We start from the raw sequence: 24,484 nt of genomic DNA on the forward strand, positions 1-24,484 counted from the left end.
CAGATCACGAGCTACTGACACCGGCGGACACGGCAACTTGACATGTCGGGCAACTCAGCGGTAGACTTCTATTATTCCGAAATCATACGGGCGGCTCGGTGTCGTCGCCCGGCTTGACCGGGCGATGACGGCGTGGACGAGGATGTAGCTTCACTTCCTCTGTATTGCTACGGCCGCAGCCGGCCGCCGCGTTCCGTGATCGCCTGCGCCAGTTCTGCGGCCGGGCCGCGTTTGGTCCGGCGGGCGGTGCGGACCACGAATTCGACGTTGCCCAGCGGAGGCAGGCCTGCCGCCGGCATTGCCTCCAGTCCGTCCGGGATCAGGCCCTGTGCCTGCGGGGTGATGCCGAGGCCAGCCAGCGCCGCAGCGCGCAGGCCGCTGAGGCTGCCGCTGGAGCAGACGATGCGCCAGGGCCGCCCGAACCGTTCCATTGCCTCGAGCACCACGCTGCGGCTGACGCTCGGCGGCGCGTAGAGGATCAGGGGCAAAGGCTGGTCGGGATCGAGCCGCATGCCGGGCGCACCGGTCCACACCAGGCGGTCCTGCCACACCAGCTGGCCCAGTGCGTCGCCGGGCCGCCGCTTGCCGAGCACGAGATCGAGCTCACCGGCGTCGAGCTGCTGGTACAGCACGGCGCTGAGACCGATCGTCAGCTCGAGATCGACCTGCGGGTGGCGGCGGACGAAGTCGCGCAGCAGATCGGGCAGGCGGGAGCTTGCAAAATCCTCCGCGGCGCCGAACCGGACCTTGCCGCGCACCTGCGACCCCGCGAAGTAATCGCGGGCGCGGGCATTGGCCTCCAGGATCGGTCGCGCAAACCCCGTCATCGCCTCGCCGTCGGCGGTGAGCACGACCGAATGGGTGTCGCGCACGAACAGGCGGCGCCCGGCGGCCGCCTCGAGCTTGCGGATGTGCTGGCTGACCGTCGACTGCTTCAGGCCGAGGCGGCGGCCGGCCTCGGTGAAGTTCTGGGTCTGCACCACGGTGAGGAAGGTTTCGAGCTGGGCCGGGTCGAGCATCGCGAGGGATCCGTCATTATACAACGTAATGACAATAACATCGGTAAGCGCGGTTCACAATCGGCGTGGGGAGGGCCATTTTCGGGACAAGGAAAGGAAGCCACCATGACCATCAGCCGCCTGCGCTCATTCGTGCCTGTCGACCCCTACATCGCCGCCATCGTCGGCATGGTTGGTCTCGCCACGCTGCTGCCGTTGCACGGACAGGGCACGGTGATCGGCGGCCATGCCACTGATGCCGCGATCGCGCTGCTGTTCTTCCTGCACGGCGCCCGGCTGTCGACCAGGGAGGCGCTGGTCGGCGCCCGGCACTGGCGCCTGCATCTCGTGATCTTCCTGTCGACCTTCGCCCTGTTCCCGCTGCTTGGGCTCGCGGCCCATGCGCTGGCGCCGCATCTGCTGACGCCGGCGCTGTGGGCGGGCGTGATCCTGATCTGCATCCTGCCGTCGACGGTGCAGTCGTCGGTCGCCTTCACTTCGATCGCGCACGGCAACGTGTCGGCGGCGCTCTGTTCGGCGACCGCCTCCAATCTGCTCGGTATCGTCGCGACGCCGCTGCTGGCAGGTGTGCTGCTCTCCAGCCATGGCGGGTTCTCCGGCAATGCCGCGCTCGACATCGTCGTGCAGCTGTTGCTGCCGTTCGTGGCGGGACAGTTGTCGCGGCCGCTGATCGGCCGCTGGGTCGAAAGGCATCATGCGATGCTCGGCCTGGTCGACCGCGGCTCGATCCTCCTGATCGTCTATACCGCGTTCAGCGACGGCGTCAGCCACGGCATCTGGCACCAGGTCAACGCAGGCCAGCTGGCCATCGTGCTCGGCCTCGATGCGCTGCTGCTCGTGATCGTGCTGCTGATCACCAATTTCGGCGGCCAGCTGCTCGGCTTCTCGCGCGCCGACCGCATCGCCATCATGTTCTGCGGCTCGAAGAAGAGCCTGGCGAGCGGATTGCCGATGGCGAGCGTGCTGCTCGCCGGGCAGTCGGTCGGCCTGATCGTGCTGCCGCTGATGCTGTTTCACCAGATCCAGCTGATGACCTGCGCCGCGCTGGCGCGGCGCTATGCCGGCGGCGACGGGATCGCCCGGTCGAGCCGGGCGATGACAGCGTGAGTGGGGTAGGCCTCACGCCACGCGAAGGCCCTTCGCGATTTCCTTCTGCGCGTCGAACTCGCGGCGCAGGCGCGCCAGCTCCTCGGCGCTGAGCGCGTCGGCGTTGCTGTAGTCGCGCTTCCAGGACGAGTCCTCGCTCCAGCGCAGCGGCGACTGCACGGTGGTCTGCGGACCAGGCGCAGTCTCGAGCACGCGCAGCGCGAGCTCCAGCGTGAGGGCCTGCGAGGGCGCGTCATGCGGCTTGCCGGCGGAGTTGCCGAGCGGGAAATCCGAGAACAGGAAGCGCGGCACCGCGGCGTGCTCGACGATATCCTTGGCGCAACCCATCACGACGGTCGGGATGCCATTGGCTTCGAGATGCCGCGCGACCAGGCTGACGGTCTGGTGGCAGACCGGGCAGTTCGGCACCAGCACCGCGGCGTCGACCTTGTCGTCTCGGCAACGCCTGAGGATTTCCGGCGCATCGGTCTCGATGGTGACGCGGTGGCTGCGGTTGGTCGGGGCGCCGAAGAAGCGCGGCGCGACTTCGCCGATCTTGCCTTCCGCGGCGAGGCGCTTCAGTTGCGCCAGCGGGAACCAGGTGCCGCTGTCGGTCGCCGTGGTGTGGATGCGGTCATAGGCGATGTGGGAAATCCGCAGATCGTGTTGCTGCGACGTGTCGCCGTCATAGACCGCATAGAATTTTGCCCCGCCATTGTATTTGGCGCCGGGGCCCTGGTCGCCTTTGGCGGGATCGAACGGTGCCGCGGTCGTGATGATCGCGACGCGGGACTGGCTCAGCGGCTTCTGCAGGGGCTGGAACGGGGCGGAGGTGTAGTGCGCCCAGCGGTACGGGGTGGTGTAGCCGATCGCCGCGTAATAATCGCGGGTACGCTTCATGTAGCCGATCGGGGCGTCGTCGTCGGGGGCAAAGCCGAGTTGATCGTCTGAAGCTGCGGCCATTTTGCGCTCCCTTTTGCGCGCCATCATTTCAGTCCATAGCTAGACCACGAGCTTGCGGTGTCAAGCCGCGCCGCGCGGGAACAGATTTGCGATGCGAACAGGTCTTTGCGCCGCATGGGTCACGCTTGTGTTGCTGGTGCCGCCGGCCGGCGCCGGCGCGGAGGACGCGCCTGCCGCAGCCCCGGCGCCACCGCCAACCGCCGAGCAGCCCGCAACGCCGCCCGCGGACAAGCCAGCCGCGCCCGCCGAGAAGCCCGCGGCCACGCCGGCGGAGCAGGCTACGCCGCCGCCGGGCGAGCAGGCCGCACCATCGGCCGAGAGACCTGCTGCTGCCACGCCCGCGACACCTGCCGAGAAGCCCGCTGCGGCAACCGACAAGCCGGCGGACGACGCGCGCGAAAGCGACACCCGCGAGGCGATGTGCCTGATGATCGAGTCGGCGGCGCGAGCCAACGATCTGCCGCTCGAATTCTTCGCGCGCGTGATCTGGCAGGAGAGCCGTTTCCAGGCCGATGCGGTTGGTCCCATGACGCGGAACGGCCAGCGGGCACAGGGCATCGCGCAGTTCATGCCGGGCACCGCCAACGAGCGCGGGTTGCTCGATCCGCTCGATCCGGTGCAGGCGCTGCCGAAGTCGGCCGAATTCCTCAGCGAGCTGCGTAACCAGTTCGGCAATCTCGGTCTCGCGGCCGCCGCCTATAATGCCGGCCCGCGCCGGATCCAGGACTGGCTCGCCGGCTCCGGCTACATGCCGCAGGAGACGCGCAACTACGTTTCCGCGATCACCGGCTCCAGCGTCGACGACTGGGCTGCCGCCGGTCGCAACGGCAAGATGCCCCAGCGTGCGCCGACCACGAGCTGCCGTGAGCTGATGGCGCTGTTGAAGCGCGCGCCGAATCCGTTCGTGGCCGGGCTCGAGCAGCACATCACGCTGTCGGCGGCCAAGGTCTGGGGCGTGCAGCTCGCCGCCGGCTTCAGCCGCGACAAGGCGCTGGCGATGTATGCCCGCGCCATCAAGCGGCTATCGAACGTGATCGGCGATCAGGATCCGAGCCTGCTCGGCTCGCGGCTGCGCAGCCGCGGCAGCGCGATGTTCTACCAGGTGCGTATCGGCGCCGACACGCGCCCCGAGGCCGACGGCCTGTGCAACCGCATCCGCAAGGCGGGCGGGGCATGCTTCGTGCTGAAGAACCGGGCGTGATCGCGTAGCTGCGGAGCCCGGATGAAGCGAAGCGAAATCCGGGATATCTCGAATGGCGCTTCGTACTATCGTCATTCCGGGGCACGCGAAGCGTGAACCCGGAATCTCGAGATTCCGGGTTCGATGCTGGCGCATCGCCCCGGAATGACGGACAGAGGTTATCCGGGCTACCAAGGCGCATACCCGCCCTGTGCAGCCGCTTGCTTGACCCATTGAGCACCGCGCCCTAAGCCGCCGACATTGCAAAACCATCCGGCTTCCCGTGGCGCTTCCTCCGCTCGATTCTCCGCAATGGCAGACCTCGTTCCGCGCCTTCCTGTGGGGCGCGCGGTCGATCGGTGCCACCGTGCTGACCCTGGTGCTGTTTGCGACCTATCTCGGCATCGGCGCGCTGGCGCATGATAGCGGCTTCTCGCTGGGCTGGACCCTGGCGAGCACGGCGTTCGTCTGGGCGGGGCCCGCGCAGATCATCGTGATCACGACGCTCGGCTCCGGCGCCACCGTGCTGCAATCGGCAATCGCGGTCACCGTCAGCGCGATCCGGCTGTTTCCGATGGTGGTGTCGGTGTTGCCGTTGATGCGCACGGAAGACACCAAGCGCCGGCATCTGATCCTGGTGGCGCATCTGACCGCAGTGACGCTGTGGGTCGAATGCTACCGCTTCCTGCCGCAGGTGCCGCGCAATCGGCGGATCGCCTTCATCCACGGGCTCGGCCTGGGGCTCGTCTCGGTCTGCCTGATCGCCAACACGATCGGCTATACGCTCGCGGCCAACCTCACGCCGCTGCTCGCCGCCGGCATGCTGATGCTGACGCCGCTCGCCTTCCTGTTCTCCACCGCGCGCAACTGCCGCGAGCTCGCCGACGTCATTGCGCTGGTGCTCGGGCTGCTGCTGTTCCCGCTGGCGGCGCTGCTGAACAGCGGCGTCGATATCCTGGTCAGCGGCGTCGTGGCGGGAACCATCGCCTACGGCGTGCACCGGGCGAGGGCGGGCATCGTGAGGGCGCGCGCATGAGCGGCTTCATCGGCGACTGGCACGCGCTTGCGATCCTGTTCGTGGCCGGCGTCATCCCCAACCAGATCTGGCGCATGCTCGGCCTGTGGTTCGGCGGCGGCATCGACGAGAACTCCGAGCTTCTGGTCTGGGTGAGGGCGGTCGCCACCGCGATCCTCGCCGGGATCATCGCGCAGATCGTGGTGCAGCCGCCGGGCGCGCTCGCGAGCGTGCCGGACTGGCTGCGTTACGGCGCCGTCGCCGCAGGATTTGTAGCGTTCATGCTGGCGAGGAAATCGATCTTCGCCGGCGTGATCGTGGGCGAAATCGTCATGCTGTCCGGCAAATACTGGCTCGGCTGATTGCGGCCACCGCATTATCCGCTACTCTCGTTCTCCAAGAAGACAATAACGGGGGAACGCCATGCGGCGACGCGCATCATCGGCCTTCATCGTGGCTCTGACTGCCTTGCTGACTGTGGCGCTGCCGGCGCGTGCCGCGGATTATCCGACGCGCCCGATCAAGCTCGTGGTGCCGTATGCCGCTGGCGGACCGACCGACGTGCTCGGCCGCATCGTCGGCGAATATCTCGGGCGCGATCTCAAGCAGGTGGTCGTGGTCGAGAACAAGGCCGGCGCGCAGGGCGCGATCGGCGCCGAGGCGGTGGCGCGTTCCGATCCCGACGGCTACACGTTGTTCGTGACGGCAGCCTCGATCTTCGTGCTCAATCCGCTGCTTTACAAGAAGCTGCCCTACGATCCGGCGAAGGATTTCCGCCTGCTGTCCGTCATCACGGATGCGCCGATGATCATGGAAGTGAATCCGTCAGTGCCCGCAAAGACGATCGCGGAGTTCGTCGCCTACGCCAAGAAGAATCCTGGAAAACTCAATTTCGGATCGGCCGGCACTGGCGGCACCGTTCACCTCGCCGGCGAGATGTTCAAGCAGATGGCCGGCGTCGAGATGACCCATGTGCCCTACAAGGGCGCCGGGCCCGCGTTGCAGGATTTGCTGTCGGGCAACATCCAGCTGATGTTCGACACGCTCGGCACCGCGCTGCCGCCGGTCAAGTCAGGCATGCTGCGCGCGCTCGGCGTCAGCTCGACCGAGCGCATTCCCGATCTGCCCGACCTGCCGACGATTGCCGAGAGCGGTTATCCCGGTTATGCGGTGAGCGTCTGGTATGGTATTGCAGCGCCGTCGAAAGTGCCTGACGAGATCGCGGGCAAGATCAAGGCGAGTCTCGACCGGGCCTTGAACGACGAGGCGTTTCGCGCTTCGCTGGTCAGGATCGGCTTTCCGCCGCTGCGCGTGAAGAGCCAGGCCGAGATCGACAGATTCGTAGGTGCCGATCGCGCGCGGTGGGCGGGCGTGGTCAAGGCGCTGAACATATCGTTGGACTGACACATGGTACGTGAAATGGAATTGCGCCAGGGCGAGGTCGCGGTCGACATGCCGGCGGCGCGCGATGCCGGGCTCGTCTTCATCGGCCGCATCCGCACGCCCTGGACCTCGCGGCTGGCGACGCCGCGGCAGGGGCGGCATGACGGTCCGGTGTGCCGGCTCGAGATCTTCGAGCCCTGGGTCGCCGCGATCAAGGGCGTCGATTTCTACTCGAACCTCGAAGTGCTGTACTGGCTGCACCAGTCGCGCCGCGACATCGTGCTGCAAAGCCCGAAGAACAACGGCAACACCCGCGGCACCTTCTCGCTGCGCTCGCCGGTGCGCCCCAATCCGATCGGGACCTCGATCGTCAAGCTGGTCGGCGTCGAAGGCAACGTCATCCTGGTGCGCGGCCTCGACTGCCTCGACGAAACGCCGCTGATCGACGTCAAGCCCGACCGCTGCGAGTTCACGCCGCTAGCTCCGCCGCAGGCCGGGGATTTCGAGACGGAGTGAGCCGTTATTCGGGGGCGATGCCACGCATCGAGCCCGGAGTCTCGAGATCCCGGTTCGTCGCTACGCGCCGCCCTCAGGTGCGCAATTGCGCACCGGGGGATGACGCCGATGGCGTCACTTCAACGCCGCGATCAGCTTCGCCGCATGCGCCTCCAGCACCTTGCCGTCTTCCTTGTGACTCGCGGGCGGCAGCAGCGCGACACCGTCCTTGCGCGGCATCACGTGCATGTGCAGATGGAACACGACCTGGCCACCGGCGGGCTCGTTGAATTGTTGCACGGTGATGCCGTCGGCCTCGAACGCCTTCATTCCGGCGGCGGCGATCTTGTGGGCGGCGCGTGCGACGTGGGCGTAGTCGTCCGGCGTGATGTCGAGGATGTTGCGGGCAGGGGCCTTCGGAATGACGAGCGTATGCCCGGGCGAGCGCGGCATGATGTCGAGGAAGGCGAGCACGTGCTCGTTCTCGTAGACCTTGTAGGACGGAAATTCGCCGCGCAGGATTTTTGCGAAGGGGTTGCTGTTGTCATAGGCGGCGGGCATGGCGGCGGCTCCCTGGATTTTGCAAGTCTGTATCTGAAAATCTAATTTCTCGGTCGCGAGGCAAACGTCAAGCGTCGTCGTCGACGGTCTTGCGGAACGGGCCGGCCTCGGTGAGCTCGCGGCCGACCTCGGCGACATAATCACGTTCACGCTTGAGGTAATCGGCGATCGCGCGGCGCAGGCCGGGATCGGCGATGAAATGCGCCGAATAGGTGGTCTGCGGCAGGTAGCCGCGCGCCAGCTTGTGCTCGCCCTGCGCGCCGGCCTCGACCACCTTGAGCCCGCGCTGAACCGCGAAATCGATCGCCTGGTAATAGCAGACCTCGAAATGCAGGAACGGGTGATGCTCGATCGCGCCCCAGTTGCGGCCGAACAGCGTATCCGAGCCGATGAAGTTGATGGCGCCGGCGATCCAGCGCCCGTTGCGCTTGGCCATGACCAGCAGCACGTCCCGGCTCATGCTCTCGCCGATCAGCGAGAAGAACTCCCGGGTCAAATACGGCCGGCCCCATTTGCGCGAGCCGGTCTCCATGTAGAACTCGAAGAACGCATCCCACGCGTCCTCGGTGATATCGGAGCCGGTCAGCCAGTGGATGGTGATCCCGGCGGTCACGGCCTCGCGGCGTTCACGCTTGATGCCCTTGCGGTGACGCGAGTTCAGCGATCCCAGGAAATCGTCGAAGGTCTTGTAGCCCTGATTGTGCCAGTGGAACTGCTGGTCGGTCCGTTGCAGGAAGCCGTGCGCGCCCAGGAACTTTGCCTCGTCCTCACGGGCAAAGGTGACGTGCACGGAGGAAGCGTCGGTGGCACTGCAGAGCGCCCGCAGGCCCCGCGCCAGCGCCGAGCCGATCACTTCGCGGTCGACGCCGTCGCGGATCAACAGCCGGGGCCCGGTGGCGGGCGTGAAGGGGACGGAGACCTGCAGCTTCGGATAATAGCTGCCGCCGGCGCGGTGATAGGCCTCGGCCCAGCCGCGGTCGAACACGTATTCGCCCTGCGAATGCGATTTCAGATAGCAGGGAACGACGCCGACGATCCGGCCGTCGAGCTTTGCGATCAGATGCCGCGGTCCCCAGCCGGTTCGCGGGCAGGCCGAGTTGGAGGCTTCGGCGGCGGCGAAAAAGGCGTGGGAAACGAAAGGGTTATAGCTCGAACTTGCGGTCGTCTGGCAATCGCCTGCGACAGCGGGCGAGGCCAGCGTGTCGAGGTTGTGGATGCTGTCAGCATCCGTCTTCGGATTGGCGCAGGCATCCCATTCGGCGGCCGGAATGCCGCCGATGTCAGCTACAGCCTCTAGGGTGATTTCAGACGACGCCATCGAGAGTGAAGACCGGTGCCTCTTTTGAGCATGATCTTTCCGGAACAGCTGGCTCCACTTCCGGATCATGCTCCGCATTCCGCCATCGCCGATGACGACCAACTCCCGACAACATCGTGCGTCGCAGCGACGAGTTCAAGACTGCCGGCGACAACTCAGGTTCCCGGCACAAACCCCTCGAAAATCATCTGGTCGGCGTAGCGGGCCGCGCGCTCGCGCTGCTCCGCCGTGCGCACCGTCCAGGCCAGCAGCGGGCAGCCGAACACGTTGCGGGCAATCCAGGGGGCCGGCGCCGGCAGCTGGTTGACCCAGAAGGCAACGAAATGCGGCTCGGTCTTGAAGCCGTGGCGCAGGTACAGCATGCCGTCGCGCTGCGCCGGCGTCAGCTTGGTCCAGGAACTGTCGTCATAGGTCCGCTGCGCGGTGATGCCGCGCGGCAGGTTCGGCATGGTCTCGCGCAATGCCAGCACCTGGTCGGGGTCGAACGACATGCCGACGACAGGGCCGGCATAGGACGACAGCACCTCGGCCATCCGTCGAACCAGCTTGCGGTCGCCGTCGAAATGGCTCTTGACCTCGACCACCAGCGGCACACGGCCGGCGACCAGCGCGCAGAGGTCGCCGAGCGTCATCATCTGCTCGGAGCTGTTCTTGAATTTCACCGCCTTCAGCTCGGCTGCGGTCTTGGTCGACAGCAGGCCCGAGCCTTCGGTGAGGCGGCCGAGCGCATCGTCGTGATGCACCATCGCCTCGCCGTCGGCGGTGAGCTGGATATCGCACTCGATCGCGAAATTGCCTGACACCGCGGCGGTGGCCGCGGCCGGCATGTTCTCGATGACGCCGCGTGCGGCATCGTGCAGGCCGCGATGGGCGACCGGCCGTTTGGTCAGCCACTCAGGGGCGCGCATCGCTCAGGCGACTTCGAACACGCCTTCGACCTCGACCGCGGCGTCCGCAGGCAGCGAGGCGACGCCGACGGTGGTGCGGGCATGGCGGCCCTTGTCGCCGAACGCTGCGACCATCAGGTCGGAGGCGCCGTTCAGCACCTTCGGTCCGTCGAAGAAGTCCGGCGCCGAGTTGATGAAGCCGCCGAGCCGCACCACGCGCACGACCTTGTCGAGATCGCCGAGCGCCGCCTTGACCTGGGCCAGGAGGTTGATCGCGCAGCCCTGCGCCGCGGCGACGCCTTGCTCGAGCGTGACGCCGGCGCCTAACTTGCCGTTGGCGATCAGCTTGCCTTCGGCGTTGAAGCAGACCTGGCCCGAGACGAACAACAGGTTGCCGCTGCGGACGAAGGGGACGTAATTCGCGACCGGGGAGGTCGGCTGGGGAAGTGTGATGCCCTGTGACGCCAGTTTCTGTTCGACGGTACCCGCCATTTTTGTTCCCCAATTGGATTTGCACGAAGCCTGAAACGCGGTCAGGACCAAGTTTGTTTCGATTGTTTCGCGCATCGTGCCCCCGGTTGCAAGCGACGGTAAGGTGAGGGCGGCGCGGCCGTGCCGTGCGGAATCGCACGGAAAGCCGCCGGAAATGACGGCAAATTCGCTGGGCACATTGCTATTTTGTCAGATTTGCCCCAGTTGCGGCGCAATACCACCGTCACTATTGTGACGAATCCCTGCCTCCTTGAGGAAAAACCATGACCTTGCCGTTTCGGAATCCGTCGCGTGCCCTGGTGCTCACGATCGCCGTTGCTGCAGGATCCGGTCTGGTCCAAGGGTCTAGCGCCACTGCGGCCGGCGGGCCGTTTCTGGCGCATCAGGCGCTTTACGATCTGAGCCTCGTGAAATCGCGCGGCTCCAATTCGGTCAGCGATGCGCGCGGGCGCATCCTCTACAATTTCTCCGGTAGCTCCTGTGAAGGCTACACTTCCGAATTCCGCCAGGTGTCCGAACTCGACAGTGGCGAGGGCAAGGTGACGCTGTCCGATCTGCGTTCCTCGTCCTGGGAGGACGCGTCGGGCAAGAGCTACCGCTTCAAGATCGACACGCGGATGAACGACAGCGACTCGTCGCCGGTCGACGGGATCGCCGAGCGCATCGGCGATCATATCACCGTGAAGCTGACCCAGCCGGTGAAGAAGACGTTCAATCTCGACGGCAAGATCGTGTTCCCGACCGAGCAGATCCAGCACATCATCGCCGCCGCCCGCGACGGCAAATCGGTGCTCGAACAGACCGTCTATGACGGCTCGGACAATGGCGAGAAGGTCTACAACACGCTGACCGTGATCGGCCGGCCGATCGGAGGCGATCGCGCGCCTTCCTCGCCCGATCCGTCGACGGCGAGCGATGCGATGAAGGCCATGACGCGCTGGCCGGTGACGGTGAGCTACTACGACAGCGACGCGCGGGCCAAGGACGGCGAGCAGACGCCGGTCTACGCGATGTCGTTCGAACTCTACGAGAACGGCGTCTCCCGCGCGCTGGTCCTGGACTACAACGATTTCGTGATCTCGGGCGCGCTGGACAAGTTCGACGTCAAGGATTCCAAGCCCTGCAAGTGAGGGGTGGCGATCGCCACTCACTCCTCCGTGTCGTCCCGGCGAAGGCCGGGACGACGGCTGAGCAAGCCTTGCACGACCGCACTGGCCGGAACCATCAGACACGAGTACGCTTCCCAAAACACGCGTGTGTCAGGGAGGCACCTCATGAGTAAATCAGACCATCTGCGCCCCAGCGGCCTGCATCACAATCCGGCTTACTCCCACGTCGTCGTCGCGACGGGTGCGCGCACGATCTACATTTCCGGACAGGTTTCCACCGACGAGGAGGGCCGGGTGGTCGGCGCCGGCGATCTCGCCGCACAGACCACGCAGGTGATGCAGAACCTCGGCATGGCGTTGAAAGCCGCCGGGGCGAACTATTCCAACATCGTCAAGATCACGACCTTCGTCGTCGGCTACAGGCCGGAGCTACGCCCGATCATCGGCAAGGCGCGCTCCGCATTCTTCGAGGGCATGGAGCCGCCGGCCTCCACGCTCGTCGGCGTCACCGCGCTCGCGGCGCCGGAATGGCTGATCGAGATCGAGGCGGTGGCCGTCGCGGATTGATCCAGGTCGTCATGCGCGGGCTTGACCCGCGCATCTATCGCTCGTTGAAGAGTCTGTCTGGATGGATGGCCGGATCAAGTCCGGCCATGACGATCGATTACTCCTCCGCGCTCTTCCCCGGCCCCTCATAGGCAATGCCGCGGATTACGGCGGCGTTGCCGAACTTCTTCCGCAGATTGTCGATCGCGCGTTCGGCGTGCGCCGAGCGGCGGTCGAGCATGTCGGAATCGTTGGCCTGCGAGCCCGGGCGCAGCGCGCTGACGCCGGCGCCCATCAGGCGGAAAGCGGTGCCGTCGATCTCCCTGGCCAGCATCTCCCGCGTCACCGCAAAGATCTTTGCGGCCAGTTGGGTCGGGGTCTGGATCGATTGTGAGCGGGTGCGCTGGCGGAAATCGGCGGTCTTCAGCTTCAGCGTGATGGTGCAGCCGGAGAGGTCGCTGCTCTTCAGCCGCGCCGAAGTTTTCTCCGACAGCTTCCAGAGCAGTTTTTCCAGTGTCGCGAAGTCGCGGATGTCGGTTTCGAAGGTGGTCTCGCTCGAAATCGTCTTGGCGCCGCGATCGGGCACCACGCTGCGGTCGTCGATGCCGCGCGCCAGCCGCCACAGCCTGCGGCCTTCGCTGGCGAACTGCTTCATCAACTCGTTCTCGTCGGCGCGCTGCAGGTCGGCGATCACGCGGAAGCCGCGCTGCACCAGCTTCTCTTGCGTCGCGGGGCCGACGCCGTAGATGAAGCCGACCGGCTTGCTTGCGAGCATCTCGCGCGCCTCGTCCTGGTCGAGCGCGGCGAAGCCCCTGGGCTTGTCGAGGTCGGAAGCGATCTTGGCGAGGAACTTGTTGCAGGACAGCCCGACCGACACCGTGATGCCGATGTCGCGCTCGACGTCGCGGGCAAATTTGGCGAGCACCTTGGCCGGGATCATGCCGTGGACGCGCTGCGTGCCGGCAAGATCGAGGAAGGCCTCGTCGATCGACAGCGGCTCGACCAGCGGCGTCAGCGCCTGCATCGCCTGGCGCACCTCGCGCCCGACCCGGACATATTTCGCCATGTCGGGCGGAATCACGGTGGCGTCGGGGCAGAGTTCCAGCGCCTTGAACATCGGCATCGCCGAGCGGACGCCGTAGGTGCGGGCGATGTAGCACGCCGCCGACACCACGCCGCGCTTGCCGCCGCCGATGATGACGGGGCGGTCGGCGATCTCAGGATTGTCGCGCTTCTCGACGGTGGCATAGAACGCGTCGCAGTCGATATGCGCCAGCGCCAGCGCGGGCAGGGTGCGATGACGCACCAGCCGGGGGGAGCCGCAATGGCTGCATCGCTTCACCTTGATATCGAGATCGCCGAGGCAGTCTCGGCAGAAACTGAGGGGGCCGTCGGAAGCTGGCGCTGCCGTCGTCACGGCACGTCGCGCTCCCATTTCGGGTCGCCCAGCACCTGATGGGCGGCAGCGATGTTGGTCGGGTGAAGTTCGGAGGCCTGCGCGAACGCCTTCACGGTGGCATCGTCGCGCATCACGAAATCGAGCACGCTCGCAAGAAATTGAGGATTGGACGCAGCGTTCCGCAGCGTCTCCGGACCGATTCCGGTTTCGGCCAGGAACAGGCCCAGCCGCTCGGGATCGCCGGCAATGAAGCCGAGCGCCTGAATCGCAACGATTTCAGCGACTTCCCGGGGGTTGTGAACAGGCTTTTTCAACGCGCCGGTTTGCCTTTCCGTTAACTTATGGTCTCTAATGAGAGGCCCATCATGCCCGAGTCTTCCGCATGTGTTCAAGCAACGGAAACCACGCTGCGGAAGTTGGACTACGGGTTAACGGGTTAGAGCGATTCTGGCGCTAGTTTGAATTCACATTTTCGACGCGCTCCGCGCGCGGTGCGTGAGGTGCCGCAGCCGGGCCTGTTTCCTAAGTCTGGGAGGGACGGGATGGCCAAAACCGTCCTGATCGTGGAGGACAACGAGCTCAATATGAAGCTCTTTCGCGATCTGTTGGAAGCGCATGGCTATCAGACTTCGGGCACCAGCAATGGCTTCGAAGCGCTCGATCTCGTCCGCAAGCTGCGACCCGACCTCATCCTGATGGATATTCAACTGCCCCAGGTGTCCGGCCTGGAGGTTACGCGCTGGATCAAGGACGATCCCGATCTGCGCACGATTCCGGTGGTCGCGGTGACCGCCTTCGCCATGAAGGGCGATGAAGAGCGCATCCGCGAGGGCGGCTGCGAAGCCTATTTGTCCAAGCCGATCTCGGTCGGCAAATTTATTGAGACTGTCCGACGCTTTATCGGATAGGGGAGTTGTGGTGCCATGTCCGCGCGTATCCTCGTCGTCGATGACGTTCCGGCGAACGTCAAGCTGTTGGAAGCCCGGCTGTCCGCCGAATACTTCGACGTGCTGACCGCTTCCAACGGGACCGAGGCGCTGGAAATCTGCGCGCGCGCCGAATGCGACATCATCCTGCTCGACGTCATGATGCCGGACATGGACGGCTTCGAGGTCTGCCGACGCCTGAAGTCGAATCCGGCGACCCACTTCATCCCCGTCGTCATCGTCACTGCGCTCGACAGTCCCGCCGATCGCGTGCGCGGCCTCGAGGCCGGCGCCGATGACTTCCTGACCAAGCCGGTGTCCGACGTCGTGCTGATCGCGCGCGTGCGCTCGCTGACGCGCCTGAAGATGATGACCGATGAGCTGCGCATGCGCGCCATCACCTCGCTCGAGATCGGCATGCAGGCGCCCGAGCGCAGCGCGATCGCCGATCGCGGAACGGGCGGCCGCATCCTGCTGGTCGACGACCGGCCGTCGTCCTACGAGAAGCTGGCGCCGATCCTCTCCGCCGAGCACACCGTCGACGTCGAAACCAATCCGGCGGAAGCGCTGTTTCACGCCGCCGAGGGCAATTACGACCTCCTGATCGTCTCGCTCAGCCTCGACAATTTCGATGGCCTGCGGCTGTGCAGCCAGGCCCGCTCGCTGGAGCGCACGCGCCAGGTGCCGATTCTCGCGGTTTCGGATGCCGACAACAATGCGCGGCTGATGCGCGGGCTCGAGATCGGCGTCAACGACTATCTGCTGCGCCCGGTCGACAAGAACGAGCTGTTGGCGCGTGCGCGCACCCAGATCCGCCGCCGCCGCTACACCGACCATCTGCGCGACAACGTGCAGAACTCGATCGAGATGGCGATTACCGATGCGCTGACCGGCCTCAATAACCGGCGCTACATGGAGAGCCACCTCGCGACCCTGGCGGAGCAAGCCTCGATCCGCGGCAAGCCGCTGGCGCTGATGATCCTCGACATCGACTACTTCAAGGCGATCAACGACACCTACGGCCATGACGCCGGCGACGATGTGCTGCGCGAATTCGCGGTTCGCATCCGCAAGTCGATCCGCGGCATCGATCTCGCCTGCCGCTATGGCGGCGAGGAGTTCGTGATCGTGATGCCGGAGACCGATCTGCATGTCGCCGGCATGGTCGCAGAGCGGCTGCGCCGCTCGATCGCGGGCGAGCCGTTTGCCGTCGACAAGGGCGGCAAGAGGATCACGGTCACGATCTCGATCGGGCTCACCACCCTGGAACGCAAGGGCGAGCAGGTCGCCGACGTGCTCAAGCGCGCCGACACCGCGCTCTATCGCGCCAAGCACGATGGCCGCAACCGCGTGGTATCTGCGGCGGCGTAGCGCGCGTCACGCTCTTCGTATCCTCCGTCGTCGTACCCTGCGAAAGCGGGGTATCCAGTACGCCGTGGCTTCTCGTTTCAAGCGTCACTGCATCCGGAATACCGGGTCACCCGCTTTCGCGGGTGACGACAGGTAGATGAAGCTATCGCCCGCGCTTCACCGCGTCATAGGCCAGCCGCTTGAACTCGAACGAGAACGGATGGACGAACGCCATCTGGCGCTGCGCCATCATGACGCCGGCAATACCCTTCTTGGGCGAAATCCACCACTGGGTGCCCGCGACGCCACCCCAGTAGAATTCGCCGGCCGCGTCGGGATGATCGATCGGCGAGGGGGTGAGGATCAGGCCACCGGCAAGCCCGTGCGCCTTGCCAGGTTGCTCGCCCATCATCGCGAAGCGGATCCACTGTCCTTCGGGCAACTGGTTGGACATCATCGCGGCGATCGTGTCCGGCTTCAGCAGGGTCGGTCCTCCCGGCAGCAGGCTGCGGATCAGCGCGACCATGTCGGGCAGCGTCGACACCAGGCCGCCGCCGCCATTGAGCCTTGCGACCGGGCGCAGATAGGCGCCGGGGAACGGCGCATTGTCGGTGCGGGTGAGACCCGGCTTCATCGGCTCCATCAGATCCGCACCGGCGTAGTACGCGACGAGGCGCCCCTGATCCTGCTCCGGAACGACGAAGCCGGTATCGACCATGCCGAGCGGATCGAGGATGCGCGCCTTGATGAAATTGTCGAAGGTCTGGCCGCTGACGACTTCCACCAGCCGTGCCACGACGTCGATCGCAAGCGAATATTCCCACGAGGTGCCCGGCTGATAGATCAGCGGCAGATCGGCCAGCACGTCGACCATTTCAGCCAGGGTCGTGTTGGGATTGTGCACGCCGCGCTCGTTGAGCGCCTTGAAAATGACGGTGCCGGGATCAAAGAAACCGTAACTCAAGCCGGCGCTGTGGCTGAGCAATTGGCGGATGGTGATCGAACTCTTCGCGGGCTCGGTTTGATCGATCGACGTCGCGCCTTTCAGCAGGACCTTGCGGTTGCGGAGCTGCGGGATGAATTTCTCGATCGGATCGTCGAGCTGGAAGCGGCCATCCTCGAACAGCAATAGCGCCGCGCAGGAAGTGATCAGCTTGGTGTTGGAGAATACCCGGAAGATGTGGTCGGTGCGCAGCGGGGTCTGCGCTTCCTTGTCGGCCCATCCGACACAGCCCGTGTCGGCGATGTCGCGCCCGACCAGAACCGACCAGGAGATTCCGGACAGCAGATTGTTGTCGATATAGCGCTGCATGGCGGCGCGCGCCGGCGCGAAATCGTAGCCGGTGGCCGTCACCTTCAGATCTTCCATGGTCGCTCCCCAGTTGTGCCGCAGGTTGTCGCGCGGTCGCCGTCAATCTCGCCTGACGGAATATCCAATCGGGTATGCCGTCGCGTGCCGTCACGCTACCAACCAAACCGGACTTGTGTACGCAACCGGATTTATCTAGTGCGCTTGTTGTCCGCAGGCGCGGCGCCGCCCACCTTGACGCCCGCATTCGCCAGCAGCACGCGGGCGGCTTCCTTGGCCGCGCGCGCCATGGCCGGATCGTCGCGCACCAGGTCCTGCGCGATCGAGCCGTCGACCAGCAGCGTCAGCTGGGTCGCAAGTGCCTCGGCATCGGCGACGCCGAGCTGCCGCAGCAGATCGCGAAACCAGACTCGGCGGCTTTCCTTGAAGGCGACGGCGATATTGCGGACGGTGCGGTCCTCGTCGTCCGGCCCGAGCTCGGCGACCGCGTTCACGAAAGGACAGCCGCGAAAATCCTTCGCCGAGAAACGCCGCTCCAGCGAATCGAAGGTTGCGAGAATCTGCTCGGCCGGCGGCTTGTCGGACGCGCGGGGCTGCACGAAGCGGCGCTGCAGATAGGCCTCGATCAGCGCATCCTTGGACGGGAAGTGATTGTAGAGCGTGCGTTTGCTGATGCCGATCTCGGCCGCGATGGTGTCGACGCCGATGGCACGAATGCCCTGCAGGTAGAACAGTTTGTCGGCGGTCTCGAGGATCCGCTCTTTCATGGTCTGTTTGGGAGGCGGGGAAGCCATGCGCCGGCCGTGATCCTCTTCGCTTGACAGTTGGCCCCCTGTATAGCCTAAGTACACAGGTCTGTGTAACCAAAACACGCGTGAATCGCAGGCCGTGGCATTCGTGCCGCGCCGTCATGGGAGAATAAGAACAATGCCCCTGTTGCAGGTCCTGCGTCCCACGCTTCCCATTCTGATCGGCGCCTCCATCATGCTCACGCTGAGCATGGGGCTGCGGCAGAGCCTCGGCATCTTCATGCAGCCGCTGACGCACGACATCGGCATCTCGGTGTCGCATTTCACGCTGGCGCTGGCGGTGCAGAACCTCGCCTGGGGCTTCCTGCAGCCGTTCGCGGGCGCGATGACGGTGCGTTACGGCTTCCGCCCGATCATGGTGGTCGGTGCGCTGGCTTACATCGCGGGCCTCGTTCTGATGACGACGGCGCATGGCCTCGTCGCCATCATGATCGGCGCCGGTGTGCTGATCGGCCTGTCGCTGGCCTGCACCGCGAATGCGATCGCGATGTCGGTTGCGGCACGCGCGGTGTCGGAGACGGTGCGCTCGACCGTGCTCGGCATGGTCTCCGCCGCGGGCTCGCTCGGTGCGTTACTGTCGGCGCCGATCGGCCAGATGCTCAATGAAGGGTTCGGTTGGCGGGTCGGGCTTGCCGGATTCGTCATCCTGTCGATCGGGATGATTCCAGCCGCGCTATATGCCGGCCGCGTCGACAAGATCCCGCTGCCGAAGCCGGCGGCCGATGATATCGGCAACGCCACCGCGGCGACCGCGGCCAAGACCGCGTTCGGCAACGCGTCCTTCGTGGTGATGACCTGCGCCTACATGGTCTGCGGCATGCAGCTCGTCTTCCTCACCACGCACCTGCCGTCGTATCTGGCGATCTGCGGACTCGATCCGATGCTGAGCGCGCAGACGCTCGGCATGATCGGCGGCTTCAACGTGCTAGGCTCGCTGTTCTTCGGCTGGGCCGGCCAGCGCTGGAACAAGCTCGCGCTGCTCGGCGGCATCTACATCCTGCGCTCGCTGGCGCTGGCCTGGTACTTCATGCTGCCGGCAACGCCGGGCTCGACCTTGCTGTTCGGGGCCATCATGGGCTTCCTTTGGATGGGCGTCGGTCCGCTGGTCGCGGGCGCGGTGGCCGAGATGTTCGGTCTGCGCTGGCAGGCGATGATCCAGGGCCTTGCCTTCATGAGCCACCAGGTCGGCAGCTTCCTCGGTGCTTATGGAGGAGGGGTGATCTACGACTCGCTCGGCTCCTACACCATGGCCTGGCGGATCGGCGTCGCGCTCGGTCTTGCCGGTGGCATCATCCAGGTCGCGTTCGCGCTGATCCGCCCGGCGCAACCGCCGCTGCTCAAGGCCGCCTAGCTTCCGATCCCAGCCACCGGCGACTCCCCCATGCGAGGGCAGTCGCCGGTGGCTGCCTATTTTTCCATCGAACGTTTGCTCCGAGAACGGGCAATGGAGCGCGAAGCCGTTCCGGTCGCGCATCGAAGTAGCAGTGCTTTCAAAACGTTACGCAGCACGCTGTCGTGGCACGAATCTTGTTTCAATTTGGCTAGAAATCGTGCCGGAACCCGCCGCTGAGGTTCCGGCCTGGGGACCCATGGGAAGGGCTGGCCGCGATGAGGCTAGTCGCCGTCATTCTCCAGCCATCCGCGCACCACGGCCTTCGCCGCGCCGCCGAGCAGGAGGCCTTTGTGCCTCACGTCCGGTCTGATGCCGCGGCCTTGCGGCTTCGCGCCGTCGGCACCCCCGATGCCCGGGGCGCGCTGCGCCCATTCCGAACACCAGCATTTCTTGTGATGGGAGGACGATGATGGAGTCTGCGACATACACGCGCCCGAAGCTCGTGAGAATCCTGGTTGCGCTGCTGGGAGTGGCAGTTCTTTGCCTGCTGTTCAGCGACCTCGCGCTGGCCGAGGATGCGGCGGTACCGCCGGCCTGCGGCGGCAAGATCCTCGAGAAGTGCACGCCGAATTCCGGCGACACCGCCTGGATGCTCACGTCAGTCGCGCTCGTCCTGATGATGACGGTCCCGGGGCTCGGCCTGTTCTATGGCGGCATGGTGCGCAAGAAGAATGTCGGTGACACCGTGATGACCAGCTTCGCCGTCACCTGCCTGGTCACGATCCTGTTTGCCGTCATCACCTACAGCCTGGCGTTTCGTGCCGGCACGCCGTTCATCGGCGGTCTGGATCGGATGTTCCTCAAGGACATCCTGAGCGACATAGGCAAGGGCGGCATCGGCAATCCCAATCCGCTCGCCGCGACCATCCCCGAGTCGGTCTACATCTGCTTCCAGATGACCTTCGCCATCATCACGCCGGCGCTGATCGCCGGCGCGTTTGCCGAGCGGATGAAGTTCTCCGCGATGCTCTGGTTCATCGGGCTGTGGGCGATCTTGGTTTATGCGCCGATCGCGCACTGGGTCTGGGGTCCTGACGGGATCTTCTCGGCGGGCAACGACGCTGCCTATGTCAAGGTTCTCGATTTCGCCGGCGGCACCGTGGTGCACATCAATGCCGGCGTCGCGGGCCTGATGTGCGCCATCATGCTCGGCAAGCGCGTCGAGACCGGGCCGGCGCACAACATGGTGCTGACCTTCATCGGCGCCTCGCTGCTGTGGGTCGGCTGGTTCGGCTTCAACGCCGGCTCCGCGGTCACGGCCGGAATGCAGGCGGGCATGGCCATGCTGGTGACCCAGATCGCGACCGCCGTGGCGGGCTTCACCTGGATGCTGGTGGAGTGGGCATTGAAGGGCAAGCCGACCGTCGTCGGCATCTGCTCGGGTGCCGTCGCGGGCCTCGTCGCGATCACGCCGGCCTCCGGCTTCGTCGGGCCGGTCGGCGCTTTCGCCATCGGCATCGCCGCCGGCGTCTGCTGCTATTGGGGATGCACCGGCTTGAAGCGCATGTTCAGCTACGATGATGCGCTGGACTGCTTCGGTGTCCATGCCCTCGGCGGCATCGTCGGTGCGCTGCTGACCGGGGTATTCGCGGTCGAGCAGTATGGTGGTACGGCCGGCGTTCTGGAGGGAAATCCCGGGCAGTTCATCAATCAATGCATCGGCGTCGCGACGGTTTTCGTGTATGATGCCGTGGTGAGCCTGATCATCCTGTTCGTGATCAATCTCTTCGTCGGGCTTCGCGTGACGCGGGATATCGAGCGCGAAGGGTTGGATCTGGCACTGCACGGCGAGGTCGTGCAGTAGACTTTGGCGGCGTTCCGCACAGCCGGTGATCTTCGCCGGCTGGCGCGGATCAAAGCTGTTCGAGGTGATCCGATGAACTGGTTCTATTGGAACACAGCGTGGTCGCTGTTCTTCAGCCTCATTTGGTTCATGACCATCACACACAATCCGGATGCGCGTATCGCGGACGCGCATCTGAGCGATGAGGCGTTCAAGGGCTAGCTCCGGTAGTAGCGCCACATCCTGAGGAACGTCCGGTGGATTTCGTCGGGCGTCCGGTCGAATGGCTCGAGACTGACGCGGACCACGCCACGATGGTCCATGCGCCACGGCAAGCGCATCAGCAGCCGATAGGCCGGCCGCTTGCGCCAATCGGCCACCAGGGCGCTGCCGAGCGGCCCATTGAGTGCGATCTGCAATTCGTGAACGGTCATCGCGCGCTCGGCGATCTCGACGAGATCGATGCGCGTGATGGCGCGCCAGCGGATCAGCCCGAAGGCCTGGATGAAGATGCCGTACTGGTTGGCCCCGATGGTCGGGCGACCGGCCTCCAGCAGAGGGATGTTGTAATAGGTGAAGCCGGCCGCTGCCGCCGCCGGCGCCAGCCAATACAGCGCGCCGGTGATCCAGCTTGCGGTCAGGAAGATCGCGGCGAGAGCAGCCGTGACATAGACCGGAAAGTAGGTGTCCTCGCGGCCGTAGGCGACCGAGTAACCGCCGACGTTTCCCTCGTCCAAGCTTGCGATCATCTGAGCCCTGCGCCCGGACTGGTCCGGGAATCATGCGTGATGACGCTAGGCCACAAAGCAAAAACGGGGCCGCGAGGGCCCCGTTTGAAACGCCGGAAGCAGGCGATCTTACTTGATCTTGGCTTCCTTGAACTCGACGTGCTTGCGCGCGACCGGGTCGTACTTCTTCTTGACCAGCTTGTCGGTCATGGTGCGCGAATTCTTCTTGGCGACGTAATAGAAGCCGGTATCGGCCGTCGACACGAGCTTGACCTTGATGGTGACCGCTTTGGCCATGTGCAAAACCTCGAAAATGCAGGGATATCGGGAGCCGGCCAAATCGGCCCGCGTTTGGCCGGGAAACTAGCCAGAAACCGCCCAAAGTCAAGGATTTCCGAGCCAAAACCAGCCCGATTCCGGGCCGATTACCCCTCGAAGAACTGATTTTTGGGCCGCGGCAGGCCCAAATTCTCGCGCAGGGTCCGCCCTTCGTACTGGTTACGGAAAATCCCGCGCTTTTGCAGTTCCGGGACCACCTTGTCGACGAACTCGAACAGGCCCTGCGGCAGATAGGGGAACATGATGTTGAAGCCGTCGCTGCCGCGGCCGGTCAGCCATTCCTCCATCTGGTCGGCGATGCTCTGCGGTGTACCGACGAAGGCAAGCCCGCCATAGCCGCCGACGCGCTGGGCGAGCTGGCGCACGGTGAGCTTGTCGCGCGCGGCGATATCGACGAGGCGCTGCCGGCCGCTCTTGCTGGCATTGGTCTCCGGGATCGGCGGCAACTGACCGTCGGGATCGAAGCCGGATGCATCGGTGCCGAGAATCACCGAGAGCGAGGCGATCGCGCTGTCGTAATGCACGCGGCTGTCGAGCAGTGCGCGCTTCTCCCTGGCTTCCTCGACACTGTCGCCGACCACGACGAAGGCGCCGGGCAGGATCTTCAGATGCTCGGGATCGCGGCCGATCTTCTCCATGCGGCCCTTGATGTCGGCATAGAGCTTCTGTCCGTCGGCAAGACTGCCACCGCCGGTGAACACGGCCTCCGCCGTCTCGGCCGCAAGCTGCCTGCCGTCGTCGGAAGCACCGGCCTGCACGATGACAGGCCAGCCCTGCACGGGGCGGGCGATGTTCAGCGGGCCGCGCACCGAGAGATATTTGCCCTTGTGATTGAGCACATGCATCTTGTCGGGATCGACGAACAGCCCGGACTCGACGTCGCGCACGAACGCATCGTCGGCGAACGAATCCCATAAGCCCGTGACGACGTCGTAGAACTCGCGGGCGCGCCTGTAGCGCTCGGCGTGTTCCATGTGATCGTCGAGGCCGAAATTCAGCGCCGCGTCCGGATTGGACGTGGTGACGATATTCCAGCCGGCGCGGCCGCCGGAGATGTGGTCGAGCGAGGCGAAGCGCCGGGCGACGTGATAGGGCTCGTCGAAGGTGGTCGAGCCGGTCGCGATCAGGCCGATATTCTCGGTGACGGCCGCGAGTGCCGACAGCAGCGTGAACGGCTCGAACGACGTCACGGTGTGGCTGCGCTTCAGCGCGTTGATCGGCATGTTGAGCACGGCCAGATGGTCGGCCATGAAGAAGGCGTCGAACTTGCCGGCCTCGAGCTTTCGGATCAGCGTCTTGATGTGGTCGAAGTTGAAATTGGCGTCGGGCCAGGCCCCGGGATAGCGCCAGGCGCCGGTGTGGATGCTGATCGGCCGCATGAATGCGCCGAGCTTGAGTTGACGCTTCGCCATTGCCCCGTTCCGTTCTTGATGTCGTTAGCGGAACAGATAGGGAGGCCCTTCGCGGCGCGCCATCGGGAAGATTATTTTGTTTTTGCGTGTCCTCTCGACACTGTCATTCCGGGGCATCGCGCAGCGATGAACCCGGAATCTCGCGCCACAACTTCTGGATTCCGGGTTCGTCGCTTTGCGCCGCCCCGGAATGACCGGGTGATATCACGCCCCCAGCACGTCCTTCTGCATCTTGCCGCTATAGAAATGGAAGAACGGCACCGGCGCGTCGTGACGCAGCGGGCCGGTCGCGAGGCGGCGGTCGAGCTCGGCGAGCACATTCTTGGTCATGGCGTGCGCGTCCGCGAGCGGCTCGGAGCCGATCTCGACCCACACGAGCTCGACCAGCTCGGCGTCGGCATGCACCACGCCTTCGACACGATGCGCGATGGTTGAGGCATCGGCGGTGAAGAAGCGGGTGTCGAAGCGGCGGACGCGGCCAGGCGGCGTGATCGCACGCGCGATCAGGAACAGGCCGGACGGATCGGGCAAGAGGCCTGCGTCGGCGAACGGCGCCCAGGGGCCGTCGAGCTTCTGCGACTTCTCGACCTTGCGGCCAAGGCAGAGCCCGGTCTCTTCGCAGGCTTCGCGGATCGCCGCATTGGCGAGCGCGCGTGCGCGGCCGGGCGTGATCTTCGGGCTGCCCTTCAACAGATTGGCTTCGAGCTCGGGCGTGATTGGAGCCGCGACCGGCACGCGGTTGTCGGCCTTGTCGACGCGGCCGCCGGGGAACACGAACTTGCCGGGCATGAACACGACCTTGTCGTGGCGCTTGCCGACCAGGACCTTCGGCTTGGCGCCGGAGCGATCGATCAGGATCAGCGTCGCCGCATCCTTCGGCCGGAAATACGCGTGATGATCGGCTTCCTTCTCGCCCTGGTGGACGACGGCGGCGGGGGCGGCAGCTTCAGTCATTTCATCCCTTTCATTTCTTCTTGTGGGC

General features: G+C 65.3%; 27 protein-coding genes. 13 read left to right on the forward strand and 14 right to left on the reverse strand.

Translation table 11 applies throughout. From position 1 onward, the window contains the following. Positions 1-167: 167 nt before the first annotated feature. Positions 168-1,019 (reverse strand): LysR family transcriptional regulator, encoded by an 852-nt coding sequence (locus CO675_RS18570; RefSeq protein WP_097673364.1) that lies wholly within the window; start codon positions 1,017-1,019, stop codon positions 168-170. Between the two features lie 105 nt (positions 1,020-1,124). On the opposite strand from CO675_RS18570, the gene CO675_RS18575 reads away from it, so the two are divergent. After that, a complete protein-coding gene (locus CO675_RS18575; RefSeq protein ID WP_097673365.1) occupies positions 1,125-2,126 on the forward strand; it encodes a bile acid:sodium symporter family protein in 1,002 nt (333 codons plus the stop codon). Between the two features lie 12 nt (positions 2,127-2,138). Here CO675_RS18575 and CO675_RS18580 read toward each other — a convergent pair whose 3' ends face one another. Beyond that, on the reverse strand, positions 2,139-3,068 hold the full coding sequence (locus CO675_RS18580; RefSeq protein WP_097673366.1) for a glycine/sarcosine/betaine reductase selenoprotein B family protein: 930 nt from the start codon (positions 3,066-3,068) through the stop codon (positions 2,139-2,141). A 91-nt stretch (positions 3,069-3,159) separates the two neighbouring features. Here CO675_RS18580 and CO675_RS18585 point away from each other — a divergent pair, with 91 nt between their 5' ends. The 5 genes from CO675_RS18585 to tsaA all read left to right on the forward strand — a co-directional run bounded on the left by CO675_RS18585 (position 3,160) and on the right by tsaA (position 7,162). Continuing rightward, entirely contained in the window at positions 3,160-4,269 is a 1,110-nt protein-coding gene (locus CO675_RS18585) for a lytic transglycosylase domain-containing protein (protein WP_097673367.1), read from the forward strand. Between the two features lie 262 nt (positions 4,270-4,531). Beyond that, positions 4,532-5,284 carry an AzlC family ABC transporter permease gene (locus CO675_RS18590; RefSeq protein ID WP_097673368.1) on the forward strand — a complete coding sequence of 251 codons (753 nt, stop codon included), beginning with the start codon at positions 4,532-4,534 and terminating at the stop codon, positions 5,282-5,284. After that, complete coding sequence (locus CO675_RS18595) at positions 5,281-5,625, forward strand: AzlD domain-containing protein (protein WP_097673369.1); 345 nt, start codon at positions 5,281-5,283, stop codon at positions 5,623-5,625. Before CO675_RS18590 ends, CO675_RS18595 begins: the two co-directional genes overlap by 4 nt. A gap of 61 nt (positions 5,626-5,686) precedes the next feature. Further along, positions 5,687-6,667, forward strand: a complete 981-nt coding sequence (locus CO675_RS18600; RefSeq protein WP_245452811.1) for a Bug family tripartite tricarboxylate transporter substrate binding protein — start codon at positions 5,687-5,689, stop codon at positions 6,665-6,667. A 3-nt stretch (positions 6,668-6,670) separates the two neighbouring features. After that, entirely contained in the window at positions 6,671-7,162 is a 492-nt protein-coding gene (gene tsaA / locus CO675_RS18605) for a tRNA (N6-threonylcarbamoyladenosine(37)-N6)-methyltransferase TrmO (protein WP_050425557.1), read from the forward strand. Positions 7,163-7,276: 114 nt separating this feature from the next. Here the strand turns inward: tsaA and CO675_RS18610 are convergent, their stop codons facing one another. From CO675_RS18610 to CO675_RS18625, 4 genes are all read right to left on the reverse strand, one after another. Further along, entirely contained in the window at positions 7,277-7,702 is a 426-nt protein-coding gene (locus CO675_RS18610; protein WP_097673370.1) for an HIT family protein, read from the reverse strand. Between the two features lie 67 nt (positions 7,703-7,769). Beyond that, the gene (locus CO675_RS18615; RefSeq protein ID WP_097673371.1) at positions 7,770-9,020 is read right to left on the reverse strand and encodes a GNAT family N-acetyltransferase; all 1,251 of its coding nucleotides are present in this window, start codon (positions 9,018-9,020) and stop codon (positions 7,770-7,772) included. Positions 9,021-9,175: 155 nt separating this feature from the next. Further along, on the reverse strand, positions 9,176-9,928 hold the full coding sequence (locus tag CO675_RS18620) for a glycerophosphodiester phosphodiesterase (protein ID WP_097673372.1): 753 nt from the start codon (positions 9,926-9,928) through the stop codon (positions 9,176-9,178). Between the two features lie 3 nt (positions 9,929-9,931). Further along, the gene (locus CO675_RS18625; protein ID WP_097673373.1) at positions 9,932-10,399 is read right to left on the reverse strand and encodes a RidA family protein; all 468 of its coding nucleotides are present in this window, start codon (positions 10,397-10,399) and stop codon (positions 9,932-9,934) included. Positions 10,400-10,662: 263 nt separating this feature from the next. On the opposite strand from CO675_RS18625, the gene CO675_RS18630 reads away from it, so the two are divergent. Both CO675_RS18630 and CO675_RS18635 read left to right on the forward strand, forming a co-directional pair. Continuing rightward, positions 10,663-11,529, forward strand: a complete 867-nt coding sequence (locus CO675_RS18630; protein WP_097673374.1) for a cell envelope integrity EipB family protein — start codon at positions 10,663-10,665, stop codon at positions 11,527-11,529. 144 nt (positions 11,530-11,673) lie between these two features. Next, positions 11,674-12,075, forward strand: a complete 402-nt coding sequence (locus CO675_RS18635) for a RidA family protein (RefSeq protein ID WP_097673375.1) — start codon at positions 11,674-11,676, stop codon at positions 12,073-12,075. A 97-nt stretch (positions 12,076-12,172) separates the two neighbouring features. On the opposite strand, the gene CO675_RS18640 is transcribed toward CO675_RS18635, so the two are convergent. Together CO675_RS18640 and CO675_RS18645 are read right to left on the reverse strand one after the other, a co-directional pair. Beyond that, complete coding sequence (locus tag CO675_RS18640; protein ID WP_198964659.1) at positions 12,173-13,489, reverse strand: DNA polymerase IV; 1,317 nt, start codon at positions 13,487-13,489, stop codon at positions 12,173-12,175. Next, entirely contained in the window at positions 13,468-13,767 is a 300-nt protein-coding gene (locus tag CO675_RS18645) for a DUF3572 domain-containing protein (protein ID WP_097673376.1), read from the reverse strand. Before CO675_RS18645 ends, CO675_RS18640 begins: the two co-directional genes overlap by 22 nt. A gap of 228 nt (positions 13,768-13,995) precedes the next feature. Here CO675_RS18645 and CO675_RS18650 point away from each other — a divergent pair, with 228 nt between their 5' ends. Continuing rightward, positions 13,996-14,361 (forward strand): response regulator, encoded by a 366-nt coding sequence (locus CO675_RS18650; RefSeq protein ID WP_016845968.1) that lies wholly within the window; start codon positions 13,996-13,998, stop codon positions 14,359-14,361. Between the two features lie 15 nt (positions 14,362-14,376). Beyond that, positions 14,377-15,750, forward strand: coding sequence for a PleD family two-component system response regulator (locus CO675_RS18655; protein ID WP_097673377.1), 1,374 nt, complete (start codon positions 14,377-14,379; stop codon positions 15,748-15,750). Positions 15,751-15,892: 142 nt separating this feature from the next. Here CO675_RS18655 and CO675_RS18660 read toward each other — a convergent pair whose 3' ends face one another. Both CO675_RS18660 and CO675_RS18665 read right to left on the reverse strand, forming a co-directional pair. Further along, the gene (locus CO675_RS18660; protein ID WP_245452812.1) at positions 15,893-17,098 is read right to left on the reverse strand and encodes a serine hydrolase domain-containing protein; all 1,206 of its coding nucleotides are present in this window, start codon (positions 17,096-17,098) and stop codon (positions 15,893-15,895) included. A gap of 131 nt (positions 17,099-17,229) precedes the next feature. Beyond that, positions 17,230-17,832 carry a TetR/AcrR family transcriptional regulator gene (locus tag CO675_RS18665; protein WP_097673378.1) on the reverse strand — a complete coding sequence of 201 codons (603 nt, stop codon included), beginning with the start codon at positions 17,830-17,832 and terminating at the stop codon, positions 17,230-17,232. Positions 17,833-17,965: 133 nt separating this feature from the next. On the opposite strand from CO675_RS18665, the gene CO675_RS18670 reads away from it, so the two are divergent. The 3 genes from CO675_RS18670 (at position 17,966) to CO675_RS41755 (ending at position 21,245) form a co-directional block, all read left to right on the forward strand. Next, positions 17,966-19,198, forward strand: coding sequence for an MFS transporter (locus CO675_RS18670; protein ID WP_097673379.1), 1,233 nt, complete (start codon positions 17,966-17,968; stop codon positions 19,196-19,198). A 448-nt stretch (positions 19,199-19,646) separates the two neighbouring features. Continuing rightward, complete coding sequence (locus CO675_RS18680) at positions 19,647-21,044, forward strand: ammonium transporter (protein ID WP_097673381.1); 1,398 nt, start codon at positions 19,647-19,649, stop codon at positions 21,042-21,044. A 72-nt stretch (positions 21,045-21,116) separates the two neighbouring features. Beyond that, positions 21,117-21,245: a hypothetical protein gene (locus CO675_RS41755; protein ID WP_283808111.1), complete on the forward strand. Its 129-nt coding sequence runs from the start codon at positions 21,117-21,119 to the stop codon at positions 21,243-21,245. Here the strand turns inward: CO675_RS41755 and CO675_RS18690 are convergent. The 4 genes from CO675_RS18690 to CO675_RS18705 all read right to left on the reverse strand — a co-directional run bounded on the left by CO675_RS18690 (position 21,242) and on the right by CO675_RS18705 (position 24,456). Further along, entirely contained in the window at positions 21,242-21,772 is a 531-nt protein-coding gene (locus CO675_RS18690; RefSeq protein ID WP_097673383.1) for a hypothetical protein, read from the reverse strand. The genes CO675_RS41755 and CO675_RS18690 overlap by 4 nt on opposite strands. A 108-nt stretch (positions 21,773-21,880) precedes the next feature. Next, positions 21,881-22,048 carry a 50S ribosomal protein L33 gene (rpmG, locus tag CO675_RS18695; protein WP_018271988.1) on the reverse strand — a complete coding sequence of 56 codons (168 nt, stop codon included), beginning with the start codon at positions 22,046-22,048 and terminating at the stop codon, positions 21,881-21,883. A 128-nt stretch (positions 22,049-22,176) separates the two neighbouring features. Continuing rightward, a complete protein-coding gene (locus CO675_RS18700; RefSeq protein ID WP_097673384.1) occupies positions 22,177-23,502 on the reverse strand; it encodes an LLM class flavin-dependent oxidoreductase in 1,326 nt (441 codons plus the stop codon). A 204-nt stretch (positions 23,503-23,706) separates the two neighbouring features. Beyond that, entirely contained in the window at positions 23,707-24,456 is a 750-nt protein-coding gene (locus CO675_RS18705; protein WP_097673385.1) for an NUDIX hydrolase, read from the reverse strand. Positions 24,457-24,484: the final 28 nt, after the last annotated feature.

The organism is Bradyrhizobium sp. C9 (assembly GCF_002532045.1).
Lineage (GTDB): Bacteria > Pseudomonadota > Alphaproteobacteria > Rhizobiales > Xanthobacteraceae > Bradyrhizobium.